Genomic DNA, 12,871 nt, shown 5'->3' with positions numbered 1-12,871 from the left:
TTCTGTCAGTCCGCCGTGATGGCGGCAGCGCTGTGACGGCCGACGGCGGGAGGCGGCAACGTTTCAGCGCGCACCGCCCGTCAACGGTTACCTTTTGGCCACAACCTTGGTGACCGACTTCTCACAAGTTCCCTTGGAGGCCTTACTTCTTTAGGCTTGCAAAGTGATATTCAAAGCTGTGGGCGAGGGACGCCCGTACCCCGACCATGGTTTTTCCACGCCCAAGGACTGGGCCTCGCTGCCGCCCCGTCCTGTCCGGCTCGACGAACTTGTCACCACCAAACGCACGCTTGACCTGGAAGCACTGTTGGCTGAGGATTCAACGTTCTTCGGCGACCTTTTCCCGCATGTGGTGCAGTACCAAGGCCTGCTGTACCTCGAAGACGGACTCCACCGTGCTGTCCGGACCGCGCTCCACCAGCGCACGGCCATCCACGCCCGGGTCCTGGTGATAGATGGTTAACGAAACAATCCCGGAGGAGCAGGTGGCAGTGCCCGAAAATGCGGATCCGAGGAAGCGCCGGAAACGTCCCGGTCGTCAGAAAGACCCGACGAGTCTGCACGGGCATCGCGTTGTCACAGGGCCGGAGCTTAGGGCAACTTTTGCCGATGCTCCGGGACCCGAGAGCAACCCGGGGTGGTTCAGCCGCCGCCTCCTGCATGGGATCGTGCTCGCGCTGCTGGTCGGACTGGTGGTTGCCGGACTCGTGGGCGCCTGGGCAGTCATCAACGGCGTGATTCGATTTCCCTCCGCCGTTGCAAGCCAGGCGCCGGCGGCGGTATGTCCCGCTACTGTTTTCGACTACACGCCCAATAACAAGATCAGCGTGAATATCTACAACGCCGCCGGCAGGGCCGGTCTGGCCAAGAACGTCGCGGACCAGTTGAAGGCACGGGGCTACAACGTTGGCACCGTCGATAACTCCACCACCAGCTACAACGGCCCGGCCATGGTTGTTTCGGGATCGGGCGGCCAAGCGGCGGCTTTCAACATCCAGAGGAACATCGCGGGCACCGACTACTTCCAAGACCAACGCACGGATGCCTCCGTGGACCTTATCCTCGCGCCCGGCTTCTCGGCGCTCGTGCCGCCGGAACTCGTGGACAATACCCCTGGCAAGCTCAGCTGTCCCCGCCTTGAGCAGCGGATCGCGGACAACGCCAAGCTGCCTGTGATGCCGACGCCTTAGCGTTGGCCTCCAGCGGAGAGGGCCAGCCCGCGGCCGGGTCAGGCCAAGCGCGCGGGCCGGCCGTCGTCGTCGAACCTTGCTCCTGCGCCCAACTGGATAAACCGCACGGTCTGGACCAGCCGCTCCTCAAGCTCGTCAAGCTCCGTTCCGTTCGCGCTCTTTCCGCGTGCCGCGCTCGAGGAAAGAGTCCCGTGGATGAGCCTGGCGAGCTGACCGACGTCGGTGGGCGGGAGGTAGCCAGTTGCGATACCGTCGCGCAGGATGTCCTGGAGCAGCAGGTTGAGTTCGCCCACGTGGTCTGCCAGTTTCGCGAAGGAAGCGGGGGAGAGGACGGCCGCCATCGCAGGACCCGGCGGGAGGTGCCGGCGGCTGAGGTCTTCCACTTGGGCGCGCACGTAGAGGGCCAGACGGTCCACCGGGTTCTGCAGTGCGGCTAGCGATTCACGCAGGTCGCCCAAAAACCGCTCAGTCTCGTCCAGGGCGTACGCGATGAGGAGCTGTTCCATGTCGGCGTAGTAGTTGTACACCGCGGTCCGGCCGACTCCGGCGTGCCGGGCGACGTCGGTCATGGTCAAGCCGGGCAGGCCATGGGTGAAGAGCAGTTCACCGAAAGCTGTCAGGACCCGGCGTCGGGTTTCAGCGCGCTGCGCCGCATTGGTGGCGGCCGTAATCCTAGGCATACCGACACTTTACAGGGATCTGTCAGCAAAGTTGCGTGGGCGTGGCGCGAGCTGGCAGCAGGTGACCTCAAAATCGCGGCAAAGTCATATGGTCGTAGCAACGCTCTGATTGATGGAGCGTTTTCATGGTCAAGTTGTTTCCTCCGAATGCGCGTACCGAGTTCGTTGATCTGGTGTGTGGTGGTTTGTCGGTTATCGCTGCTTCCCGGCGTGTCGGGGCCTCGCATGGGACCGGGACGAACTGGTGGGCTCAATGTGGCCAGATGACTGTGAATGCGAGCAATACGGGCGGCCTTGTGGATCCCGCACCGTCCGCTGAGGGTCCCAACGAGCGGGCGCTGAGCCTGGCTGAGCGGGGCATGATCCAGATGGGCAGGCGCAGTGGAATGAGCTACGCCAGGATCGGTGAGGCGATCGGTCGGGACAAGTCCGTGGTGTGGCGGGAGGTAAATCGCAACACGAGCGCGGACGGGGTCTATTACGCCTCGGTGGCGCACACAAAAGCCCATCAGGCCAGGCACAGACCGAAGCCCCTGAAGCTCGTCGAGAACGAAGCGCTCTGCCGGCTGATAGCGGTCTGGATGGACGACGGGTGGAGCCCGAAACTGATTTCATCGATGTTGGCGTTCTACTTCACCGATGACCAGACTATGCAGGTGAGCCACGAGACGATCTACCAGGCGCTGTACGTCCAATCCCGCGGGATCCTGCGGGCAGATCTGGCCGAAAAGCTCAGCCTGAAACGGAAACAGCGCGTTCCCCACGCCGCGGACCGGACCAAGAACAGCCCCTACAAGGAGGCGTTCAAGATCAGTGAGCGCCCGGCGGAGGTCCAGGACCGGGCCGTCCCCGGGCATTGGGAAGGTGACCTCGTGCGCCACGAGGCGCTGTTTTACCGAGCGGAGGTGGAAGACCTTCGCCGTTGTGCTGTCGCAGCAGCATGACGAAGCTGGGGGCAGCCTGAACCGGGAAACGCCGGTGAGGGTGGCAAGCAGCCCCGACAACGCCGGGACGGGCCAGTACTACCGGATGGTCCGGGTCCGGCAAGCAAGGCGGGAAGGTGTACGCGAGGAACCAGTGCTAAAAGCTTCTCAAGTCTCCCGCCAGCTCAAATCCGGTGGATATGGGCTGGTCTGCGATGCACACCGATACCCCGCTGGGTGTTGGAAACTCCGCTGTTGGTTAAGGTCGTTGGCAGTGGAGGCCACGGTGAAGGCCTGCGGCGTAGCCGTGGCGATATCGCAGGGGCATAGCTGGGCACCTAACCCGCCAATCGGTTGACAGTGAACGTGGGAACCACCGTGCGGCTCCCGGCTTCGGCGTCTCGGCCAGAGACGGCAAGGTCCGGGTTGATGCGTTGTCCGTCGACGGCGGCACGGTGGGGCGGAGGGGTCGTAGTAGTCCGAGCGGGGGAAAGCCCCGCACATGGCGAAGGACCCCAGCGGATATGACGCAGTAGCTACTGCAGGAACGGAGGCACTGGTGAATACCGGTGAACTGATATGGCCTTCCCCTGAGGGGGCGGCCGTGCGGGTACGCGCGATGCAGACGAAACTGCACCACTGGGCGGTCAAAGATCCCGACCGCCTTTTTGACGATGTGTTTAACCTCGTCTGCGACCCGGATTTCCTCACCGTTGCGTGGGGCCGGGTCAGGGGGAACAAGGGTGCACGCACCGCCGGTGTTGACCGGCGCATCCCGGCGCTTATCGCCGAGGGGGCCGAGGTTGTGGAGTTTCTGGGGCAGGTACGGGAGCAGTTGAAGTCCCGCACGTTTGCCCCGTTGCCGGTACGGGAGCGTCTGATCCCGAAACCGGGCAGCAGCAAACTGCGCAGACTCGGTATCCCCACCGGGGTGGACCGGGTGGTGCAAGCAGCCTTGGCATTGGTGTTGGAACCGATATTCGAGGCGGATTTCAAGTCGGTAAGTTACGGCTTCCGCCCCAGACGTCGGGCCCAGGACGCGATCGCTGAGATACACGCCATGGGCACCCGTAACTATCACTGGGTGTTTGAGGCCGATATCCAGGCGTGTTTCGACGAGCTGAAGCATTCTGCGGTGATGGAGCAGGTGCGCAAGCGTATCGCCGATAAAAGGGTCCTGTCCCTGATCAGTCGTTTCCTGAAGGCGGGCGTGATGTCCGGTGACGGGAAGGTCAGGGAATCCGATACCGGCACCCCGCAGGGCGGTATCGTCTCACCGCTTCTGGCCAACATCGCGTTGTCGGTGCTGGACGGGCATTTCTGCGCTAAATGGGAAGCCCATGGCAGCCCGTACCGCAGGGAAGCACACCGGAAGCGGGGCGGGGCCACCTATCGGATCATCCGTTATGCGGATGACTTCGTGATCATGGTGGCTGGTACCAAGGCCCACGCAGACGCGCTCTGGGACGAAGTCGCGGAGGTTATCGCCCCGCTGGGGTTGAAGATTTCCGTTGCCAAGTCCCGGGTTTGCCATCTGGATGAGGGGTTCGACTTTCTTGGTTTCCGCATCCAGCGGCGGCGAAGGAAAGGAACAACCAAAATGAGCGTCTACACCTACCCGTCCAAGAAATCGTTGCTATCGATTCTCGGGAAAGTGCGGGCGCTGACACGTCGATCAGAACACCATGGCTTGGCGGATCTGCTGGGCCGGCTCAACCCGGTCCTGCGGGGATGGTGCAACTATTTCCGCCACGGGGTCTCTAAAGCGACCTTTGGTTATCTTGATGCGTTTACGTGGCATCGGGTCACCCAATGGATCCGCAAACGACATCCGGGAATCACATGGCGGGACCTCTACCGGCGTTTCCTGACCGGAAGGCCCGGAAACCAGCCAGAGGTCAACGGGATCACGATGTTCGACACCGCGACGATACCCATCACACGGTACCGGTGGCGAGCATCAAACATCCCGACACCGTGGGCCAGCGCCGCCTGAGGAGTGGCTATCCGTGGAGCGCCGGATGCGATGAGAGTCGCATGTCCGGTGCGGAGGGCGGGTCGGGGAAACGGGCCGGGAGCAATCCCGGCACCGCGCCCCGGCCCGACCCTACATCATCGGCTCCGGCGGGACCGCGATCGGCACCCTTGTGGAGCGCTCGACCCGGTTCACGATCCTGCTCCACCTCCCCGGGGACCACAGCGCCGAGACCGTCGCTGCCGCGATGATCCGGGAGATGGGCAGCCTCCCGGACCACCTGCGACGGTCGATCACCTGGGACCGCGGCACGGAACTGGCCGACTACGCGCGGATCCAAACCGCGCTCGACGCCACGCTTTACTTCTGCGACCCGCACTCGCCCTGGCAGCGCGGGACCAACGAGAACACCAACCGGCTCCTGAGATTCTGGTTCGAGAAAGGCTCGGACCTCTCCGCTCACACCCCGGAGGATCTCCGCCGGGTCGCTGCGAAACTCAACCGCCGCCCACGGCCCACCCTCAACCTACAAACCCCAGCCAACCGGCTGAACCAGCTGCTACACGCGGCATAAACCCCCGCGTTGCTACGACCAATTGACTTTGCCCGCGTGCACAGGTCATCTGCTGCCAGCTCGCGCGGGGGATCCTAGATCGCGCAGCCGTCCGGGCCGCAGGCTTCGCCCGGCGGGCGACCAGGGGATTCGCTTCCTGCCATGCCTGTGTGAGGGCCTGGGTGAAGACCTCCGAGGGCTGGGCTCCGGAGAGTCCGTACTTGCGGTCGATGACGAAGAACGGCACGCCAGTGACGCCGATCATCCGGGCTTCGGCGATGTCGCCGCGGACGTCCTCCGCGTACTTGTCGGTGCTGAACAACTCTGCGATTTCGGCTTCCGGCAGGCCCAAGTCGCCGCCGAGTTCGGCCAGGTATTCCTGGCTTCCGATGTCCTTGCCGTGTTCGAAATGGCCGCTCAGGAGCAGTTCCTTGGCTTCGTCCTGCTTGCCGTGAGCCGCCGCCAAGTGAATGAGGCGGTGTGCCGTGAAGCTGTTGGCCACCACGACGTCGTCGAAGCGGTAGTTGAGGCCCTCGCCCTTTGCCTGCAACGCCACGTGCTCGAACATCTGGCTGACCTGCCCTGGGTTCATGCCCTTGCGCTTGCTCAGGTAATCGAGCTCCGTGCCGTCGTAGTGCTCCGGGATGCTCGGATCCAACTGGTAGCTGCGCCACTGGATCTCGACCGAATCGCGGTGCGGGAATTCGGCGAGGGCCCTTTCGAACCGACGCTTTCCGATGTAGCACCACGGGCAAGCGACGTCTGACCAGATCTCAATCTTCATGGTGGCGACAACCGGAAGCGGGGGCCGGGCATTCCCGGAATGGCCTGTTGGGCTGGTCACAGCCTGCGCGTTCACGACGCGCTAAATGGTGTGCGACGCAGATACAGGCAGGCACTACGCGAATTCCGGCCGCGTGAAACTGTTTGCGCGTCGCTGGGAATTTTGCGCGTCGCAGGCCGGGCGGCTCAGGGGTCCCAGGTGTCCTAGACCATCCGCTCCATCACGAAATCGTGTTCCACCGTATCGCCCAGGCGGAACGACTTGGTCCCGACCTTCGTGAACCCGCTCTTCTCATAGAAGCGGATGGCTTTGGCGTTCTGGCTGTTGACGCCTAGCCACACCCCGGCCGCACCTGAGCCGGCAGCGCGGTCCAAGGTGGCCTTCATGAGCTCCGCGGCAGCGCCCAGGCCGTGGTGTTCCGGATGCACATAGCACTTGCTCAGTTCCGTGGAGGGGGTGTGCGTCAGGGCCGTAGCGACGTCGGTATCGCTCGTGGGTCGGGCCACGAGCATGCTGTAGCCGCGGAGTTCCCCGGCGGCGTCGATGGCCAGGATGGTGATGTCCGGATCGGCAAGGTATTCCGTGAACTTCTCCGCACTGAGCGTCCTGCGCAGGTGCGCGGCGATGTCTTCGGGCGAGGAGCCCGGCGGGCAGGCGAGCGGAAAGGTGACGGCGGCAAGCTCCGCCAGCCGTCCGGCGTCGTCCGCGGTTGCTTCACGGATGGTCTGGCTCATGCGGTCCTCCCTGGCGATCGGGCGCAGAAACGCCCCTCAAGACTGATCTTAAGGGGCGTTTCAGGAAAGAGTACGACGGCGGGGGCCAGCCGGGGCGTTCCGGTTGCGGGGCGTCGGGCTGCTTAGGCGCTGGCTTCCGCAAGCAGGCGAAGGTCCTCGTCCGGCTCGGGATCCCGGCCCAAGGCGAGGCCGATGATGGTGACCACGGCGGTGACGAGCAAGTATGCGGCGATCAAGATCCAGTTTCCGGTAGCGGCGTAGAGGGCCGTGAAGATCAACGGTGCCACCGCTCCACCCACGACGCCCGCCACCGTGTAGGCGAGGGAACTGCCGGCATAGCGGAGCCGGGCCGGGAACTGTTCGGTGATGAAAGCCGCCTGTGGTCCGTACATGAAGGCGTGCAGTCCGAGGCCGATCACGACGCCGACAGTCAGCACCAGGACGGAACGGGACTGGATCATGAGGAAGAACAACGGAATGTACACGGCTGTGGCCGCGGCGGTGATGCCGTAGACGAGCCGGCGGTTGAAACGGTCCGTGACGGCTCCCGCGGCCGGGATCAGGAACAGTTGGAAGGCCGAGCCCACCAGGACTGCGCCCAGGACATTGCCGGTGGTCATGCCGAGTTCCTTAGTGGCGTAGACCGCGACAAAGACGGTGAACAAGGCGTACAACACGTCTGGGCAAATCCGGCACAAAGCGGCGGCGAGCAGGGGGCGGAACTGGGTGGTGAGGACTTCCTTGATGGGAGCCTTGGGCCGTTCGCCGGTGGCCTCGATGGCCTTGAACACCGGGGTTTCCTCGAGTTTGAGCCGGATGACCAGGCCAAAGGCAACCAGGATGGCCGAGCTGAGGAAGGCGACGCGCCAACCCCATGCAATGAAGGCGCCGTTGCTCATGACGGCGGCGAGGACGGCCAGGGCGCCATTGGCCAGCAGGTTGCCGGCGGGCGGACCGATTTGGGCTGCGGAAGACCAGAATCCGCGCTTGTTGGGATTTGCGTACTCGCTGGACAGCAACACAGCGCCGCCCCATTCGCCGCCGACGCCGATGCCCTGGGCCAAGCGAAGGAGCACCAGGATGATCGTGGCCCCGATGCCGATGGTGTGGTAGTCCGGCAAGGCGCCGATAAGGACCGTGGCCGCGCCAATGAGGATGAGGGTGATGACCAGGACGTTCTTGCGTCCGATCTTGTCCCCGAGCCGGCCGAAGACAACCCCGCCAATGGGCCGGGCGAGGTAACCCACCGCGAAGGCCGAGAAGGACAACAGGAGGCCCGTGGTTTCGTCGTTCGTGGGGAAGAAGATCTTGGGGAAGACGAGCGCGGAGGCGACCGAGTAGATGGCGAAGTCGTAGTACTCCAGGGAGGTGCCTGTGACGCTGGCAATGAAGGCTTTGATGGCGCCTGCCGAGGGTTTGCTGCGCCTGGTTGGACTTGGCGAAGTGGTCGCGGACATGGTTCCTCCATGGAACGTTGGGCGGGCTTTGTGATCCCGATCTCAATCGGGGCCTACACCCAATGATGCATCACGCGGAGGAATTGTTCAACAATTTTTTGATAGGAGTTCCTGGTTAGGCTGCGAGATGTTGGCGGATCCCTTCGACAATCAGGTCATGATCCTCCTGCGATGAAAGGCCTGACGCAGTGACGGCCGCGACCACACCGACGCCGCGGACCCGAACGGGAAACGAGCCCCCTGTCACGGCATAGTCGGCGCCGAGCCACCCCGTGGCCACCGGATCGATACCGGCGGAGGACAACCGGGCTTCGACGAGTGCGCTGCTCGCTTCCATCCGCAAAACGAGAGCCGATTTCCGGGCGATCCACGATTCCTGGTCCGGTGTGATCCCGGGTAGCGCAGCGCGGAAAAGGATGAGCCCGGGGCGCCGGATGTCGATGCCGACCGCATGGCCGGCCGCCTGGGCCATGCCCGCGAGCCGCGAGCCGAGCCTCCACGCGTCTCCATGGTCGAACGAGGTGAAAATCAGCTCCTCTTCCTGGCGTTTGAGCGCTTCCAGCACATCAAGAGCGGGGACGTCATTCATGGTGCCTCTTCTAAGAGATTGATGGGATAGGCAACAAAAGCAAACCGCTCCGAGTCGGGTGACCAGCTGTTGACGTTGAGGGTTCCCTGGCCGCCGAAGAGGGGCCAGGTGTGGAACGGCGTCGCCCAGTCACTCGTGGAAACAACGACGACGTCGACCGGCAAGTCGGCGGGATGGCCCACCGTCCCGCCGGGGAAGCGGATGTAGCTGGCCAGGTGCCCGTCGGGTGAGAGGTGCGGGAACCAGTCGACAGTGTTGCTTTCAAGCAGGCGCTCCGGCCCGCTTGCGTGGCTGGTCCGCACCCGGGCAAGTTGGGCGTGGCCCGGCTGGTCCGTGAAGGCTTCGGTATTGAAGTACAGCCAGTCCCCATCGAGCGAATACTCGGGACCATCGCAGTGGCCGTCGATGTCGATCGCGGTGGTCTGGCCGCCCCCTGCAGGAATCGTGATGAGCCGGCCCGGCTGCGTGAAGTCACCGGCTTCAATTCCGACGTAGGCCAGCGTCTTTCCGTCGGGGCTGACGCCGTGCAGGAAATGGAACCACCCGTCGTCGTCCGTGATCCTGGAGGCTTCCCCGCCGTCGAGGGCTGCGCGGTAGATGTGGCCGTCATTCGCCGAGAGGTAAATGGTGGCGCCATCGGGTGCGAGGACGTGGTCGTTATTGAGGTCCGGAATGCCAGTGACAGCTATCTTTTCGAGTCCGCCTGTGTCCAGTTCCCCGGAAAGATCCAACCGCCACAGCGCACCGCCTCCGTTGAGGATGAGGGCCCGGCCGTCGAGCGTCCAGTTCGGTGCCTCCAGCAGCAGATCTTCCGTGGCAAAGACGAGCTCGGAAGTGCCGCTGACAGAGGCGATCCATACCTCGCAGCGCTGGCCGGGTTGGAGGGTCCGTATCACTGTGAGCCCCCGCCGGAGCCGGGCGGGAGTTCCTTGATCCGGATGTTCCGCCACCGGCATTGCGCCCCGACACCCCAGCGGGCTTCGCCGAACATGGAGTCGTTGTCGTGGACTTCGAGGGCGATATGCCCTCGGTCGCCCAGCACCTCGAAGACCGCGTCGGCGTCGTAATTGGGCGATTCCAGGGTGGCGGTATCGAGTTCGGCGATCTTGACGCCGTTGATCCAGGTGGTGATGACCGGCATGGCACCCATGCAGCGGATCCGTAATTCGTTCCAGTCATCCCAGCGCCAGACTTTCAGGAAATCGTCGACGTCGGCCGCGTAGCTGAGCCGGTCGCGCTTCGCTTCCGTGACCGGTTCCACAGAGGTGGCCGGGTTGTCGGCAACAAGGCCGGTGGGCCGGCCGGCGTCGTCGCGGACGACGTCGATCGCGAACGGAACCGCCGAGAAACTCGCCAGTCCGTTGCCGAAGAAGCCGCCGATTCCGCCGGACGGGCGATGGTCCACGAGGACCTGGAACCCTTCCCAGCTGTCCCGTTGACGCCGGATCATCACGCCGGTATCCGCAGGCCAATCGGGGCGCATCTCAAGGAGCAATTCGAAGTCCCCGAACGCCTGGTCGCTGACCAGGTAGCCGCCGTAGCCGCTCCCGGGGGCGTCCTGCTCGCCGACAAGGACGCCGTCTTCAACCTTCCAGCGGGCAGGATGCTTCTCCGGTTCCAGGGGGCGCTCAAGTCCCAGGCTATCGAAATGCTCAAGGACGCTCGGCCCGCCGGGATACACCGAACCGTAGATCCGAGGTGCGGCGTGCCATCCGGCCAGGCTGACGCCGTCGAACAGCGGGACGAACCCGTCATTGCTCACGTCGGACATCCCTTAGTCCTGGCTGAAGGCGGCGTCGAAGCTGGTTTGGGAGGGCGGGAAGTCGAACTTCTTGAGGGCGGCGAGGGCTTCGGGGGCGCCGTGGAGACGGTCCATGCCGGCGTCCTCCCATTCCACGGAGATCGGGCCGTTGTAGCCGATCGCGGCGAGGGCCCGGAAGGAGGATTCCCAGGGGACGTCGCCGCGTCCGGCGGAGACGAAGTCCCAGCCGCGGCGGGGGTCGCCCCAGGGCAGGTGCGAGCCCAGGACGGTGTTCCGTCCTGTGGGGCGCAGCTTGGTGTCCTTGCAGTCCACGTGGTAGATCCGGTCCTTGAAGTCCCAGATGAAGGAGACGGGGTCGATGCCTTGCCACATGAAGTGGGAGGGGTCCCAGTTCAGGCCGAACGCTTCCCGGTGGCCGATCGCTTCCAGGGTCCGGACGGTGGTCCAGTAGTCGTAGGCGATCTCGGAGGGGTGGACTTCGTGGGCGAAGCGGACCCCGTTCTCGTCGAAGACGTCCAGGATGGGGTTCCAGCGGTCGGCGAAGTCCTGGTAGCCTGCCTCGATGACTTTCTCGGGGACGGGCGGGAACATGGCGACGTACTGCCAGATGGAGGAGCCGGTGAACCCGACGACGGTGTCCACCCCGAGTGCTTTGGCGAGGCGGGCGGTGTGCTTCATTTCCTCGGCGGCGCGTTGGCGGACGCCTTCGGGGTCCCCGTCGCCCCAGACCTTGGCCCCGACGATGGCTTGGTGGCGGAAGTCGATGGGGTCATCGCACACGGCCTGACCCTTGAGGTGGTTGGAAATGGCCCAGACCTTGAGGTTGTATTTGTCCAGGATGGCGAGTTTGGACTCGACGTAGCCGGGTTCGTCCCAGCGCCAGGCGTCCAGGTGGTCGCCGGACACGGCGATTTCCAGGCCGTCATAGCCCCAGCCGGAGGCGAGCTTGGCGACTTCCTCGAAGGGCAGGTCGGCCCACTGGCCGGTGAATAGGGTATACGGGCGGGGCATGGGTTCTCCTTGGGAAAGTTTCGGGGCGTGCTTCAGGCCAGGGCTATTAGTGGCCGGCGACCTGGATGATGGCGGACTTGGCGTCGGCGGATTCCTCGATGGCGGCCAGGACCTGCTGGACGGCGAGGCCTTCCTCGAACGACGGCGAGGGCGGCGTCCCGGCGTCGATGGCCACAAGGAAGTCACGGATTTCGTGGGTGAAGGTGTGCTCCCAGCCGATCACGTGGCCTTGCGGCCACCAGGCGTCCATGTAGGGGTGTTCGGGTTCGTTGACCAGGATCCGGCGGAAGCCCTGCTCCCGGACGGGCACGGTGGCGTCCATGAAACCGAGCTCGTTGATGGATTCCAGGTCGAACAGGAGCGAGCCCTTGTCGCCGTAGATTTCCATCGTGAGGGAGTTCTTCTTGCCCGTGGCCATGCGGGAGACTTCCACCGAGGCGACCGCCCCGGAGGCGAGGGTCAGCGTGGCCCAGGCGGCGTCGTCGACCGTGACTTGTTCCGGGCCGTCCGCGCCGGGGCGGCTGTCCACGAAAGTGTGCAGCCGGCCGGAGACCTCAGTGACGGTGTCCCCGAGGAGGAAGAGGACCTGGTCGATGGCGTGGGAGGCGATGTCACCCAGTGCCCCGGATCCGGCGGTTTCCTTGTTCAGCCGCCAGGTCATCGGGGAATCGGCGTCCACGAGCCAGTCCTGCAGGTAGGCGGCGCGGACGTGCCGGACGGTGCCCAGCCTGCCCTCGGCGATGAGCTCCTTCGCGAGGGCCAGGGCCGGGACGCGGCGGTAGTTGAAGCCGATCATGGACTGGATGCCGCGCGCGCGGGCGGCGCGCGCGGCGTCGGTCATGGCTTCGGCCTCGGCCAGGGTGTTCGCGAGGGGTTTTTCCACGAGCACGTGCTTGCCCGCTTCCAGTGCCGCGATGGCGATTTCGGCGTGCATCCAGCCCGGGGCGCAGATATCCACGATATGGATGTCATCGCGTTCGATCACCTGGCGCCAGTCCGTGGCGGACTCGCTCCACCCGTACCTGGCCGCGGCCTCGGCGACCTGTTCCGCGTCCCGGCCCACGAGCACTTTCTGCTCGAAGGCCGGGACGTCGAAGTAGCTGGCCACGTTCCGCCACGCATTGGAATGGGCCTTGCCCATGAACGCGTAGCCGATCGCGGCAACACCCAGGGTTGTCTTGCCCGGTTCGCCGTTCTGGGGGGTGGTGGGGGT

Annotated in this window: 12 protein-coding genes and 2 pseudogenes; 5 read left to right on the top strand and 9 right to left on the bottom strand. The window is 64.5% G+C overall.

Annotated features, from left to right (window positions below; all coding sequences use genetic code 11):
• The first annotated feature begins 163 nt into the window (after positions 1–163).
• Both AC3WJM_RS19440 and AC3WJM_RS19435 read left to right on the top strand, forming a co-directional pair.
• Positions 164–463, top strand: a complete 300-nt coding sequence (locus AC3WJM_RS19440; RefSeq protein WP_059388531.1) for a type II toxin-antitoxin system VapB family antitoxin — start codon at positions 164–166, stop codon at positions 461–463.
• The gene (locus tag AC3WJM_RS19435; RefSeq protein ID WP_492272714.1) at positions 456–1,190 is read left to right on the top strand and encodes a LytR C-terminal domain-containing protein; all 735 of its coding nucleotides are present in this window, start codon (positions 456–458) and stop codon (positions 1,188–1,190) included. Before AC3WJM_RS19440 ends, AC3WJM_RS19435 begins: the two co-directional genes overlap by 8 nt.
• A gap of 38 nt (positions 1,191–1,228) precedes the next feature.
• Here AC3WJM_RS19435 and AC3WJM_RS19430 read toward each other — a convergent pair whose 3' ends face one another.
• Entirely contained in the window at positions 1,229–1,870 is a 642-nt protein-coding gene (locus tag AC3WJM_RS19430) for a TetR/AcrR family transcriptional regulator (RefSeq protein WP_492272713.1), read from the bottom strand.
• Between the two features lie 263 nt (positions 1,871–2,133).
• On the opposite strand from AC3WJM_RS19430, the gene AC3WJM_RS19425 reads away from it, so the two are divergent.
• The 3 genes and pseudogenes from AC3WJM_RS19425 to AC3WJM_RS19415 all read left to right on the top strand — a co-directional run.
• Entirely contained in the window at positions 2,134–2,814 is a 681-nt protein-coding gene (locus AC3WJM_RS19425) for an IS30 family transposase (protein WP_492272712.1), read from the top strand.
• 538 nt (positions 2,815–3,352) lie between these two features.
• Entirely contained in the window at positions 3,353–4,789 is a 1,437-nt protein-coding gene (gene ltrA / locus AC3WJM_RS19420) for a group II intron reverse transcriptase/maturase (RefSeq protein WP_492272711.1), read from the top strand.
• Between the two features lie 115 nt (positions 4,790–4,904).
• Positions 4,905–5,342 (top strand): annotated as a pseudogene (locus tag AC3WJM_RS19415) (IS30 family transposase); the annotation flags it as partial.
• A gap of 74 nt (positions 5,343–5,416) precedes the next feature.
• On the opposite strand, the pseudogene AC3WJM_RS19410 reads toward AC3WJM_RS19415, so the two are convergent.
• The 8 genes and pseudogenes from AC3WJM_RS19410 to AC3WJM_RS19375 all read right to left on the bottom strand — a co-directional run bounded on the left by AC3WJM_RS19410 (position 5,417) and on the right by AC3WJM_RS19375 (position 12,829).
• A pseudogene (locus AC3WJM_RS19410) lies at positions 5,417–6,105 on the bottom strand (DsbA family oxidoreductase).
• 203 nt (positions 6,106–6,308) lie between these two features.
• Positions 6,309–6,839, bottom strand: a complete 531-nt coding sequence (locus AC3WJM_RS19405; RefSeq protein ID WP_306963265.1) for a GNAT family N-acetyltransferase — start codon at positions 6,837–6,839, stop codon at positions 6,309–6,311.
• 122 nt (positions 6,840–6,961) lie between these two features.
• On the bottom strand, positions 6,962–8,296 hold the full coding sequence (locus tag AC3WJM_RS19400; RefSeq protein ID WP_284988663.1) for an MFS transporter: 1,335 nt from the start codon (positions 8,294–8,296) through the stop codon (positions 6,962–6,964).
• A 115-nt stretch (positions 8,297–8,411) separates the two neighbouring features.
• On the bottom strand, positions 8,412–8,885 hold the full coding sequence (locus tag AC3WJM_RS19395; RefSeq protein WP_492272710.1) for a heme-degrading domain-containing protein: 474 nt from the start codon (positions 8,883–8,885) through the stop codon (positions 8,412–8,414).
• Complete coding sequence (locus tag AC3WJM_RS19390) at positions 8,882–9,781, bottom strand: TolB family protein (protein ID WP_492272709.1); 900 nt, start codon at positions 9,779–9,781, stop codon at positions 8,882–8,884. Before AC3WJM_RS19390 ends, AC3WJM_RS19395 begins: the two co-directional genes overlap by 4 nt.
• Positions 9,778–10,647: a 3-keto-disaccharide hydrolase gene (locus AC3WJM_RS19385; RefSeq protein ID WP_492272708.1), complete on the bottom strand. Its 870-nt coding sequence runs from the start codon at positions 10,645–10,647 to the stop codon at positions 9,778–9,780. The genes AC3WJM_RS19390 and AC3WJM_RS19385 overlap by 4 nt, the downstream gene beginning before the upstream one ends.
• Before the next feature lie 12 nt (positions 10,648–10,659).
• The gene (locus AC3WJM_RS19380) at positions 10,660–11,658 is read right to left on the bottom strand and encodes a sugar phosphate isomerase/epimerase family protein (protein ID WP_492272707.1); all 999 of its coding nucleotides are present in this window, start codon (positions 11,656–11,658) and stop codon (positions 10,660–10,662) included.
• Positions 11,659–11,704: 46 nt separating this feature from the next.
• Positions 11,705–12,829, bottom strand: a complete 1,125-nt coding sequence (locus AC3WJM_RS19375; protein ID WP_492272725.1) for a Gfo/Idh/MocA family protein — start codon at positions 12,827–12,829, stop codon at positions 11,705–11,707.
• Positions 12,830–12,871 lie beyond the last annotated feature (42 nt).

It is taken from the genome of Arthrobacter sp. FW306-1B-G06A, from assembly GCF_058781765.1.
This window is presented reverse-complemented; position numbering and strand designations above follow the sequence as displayed.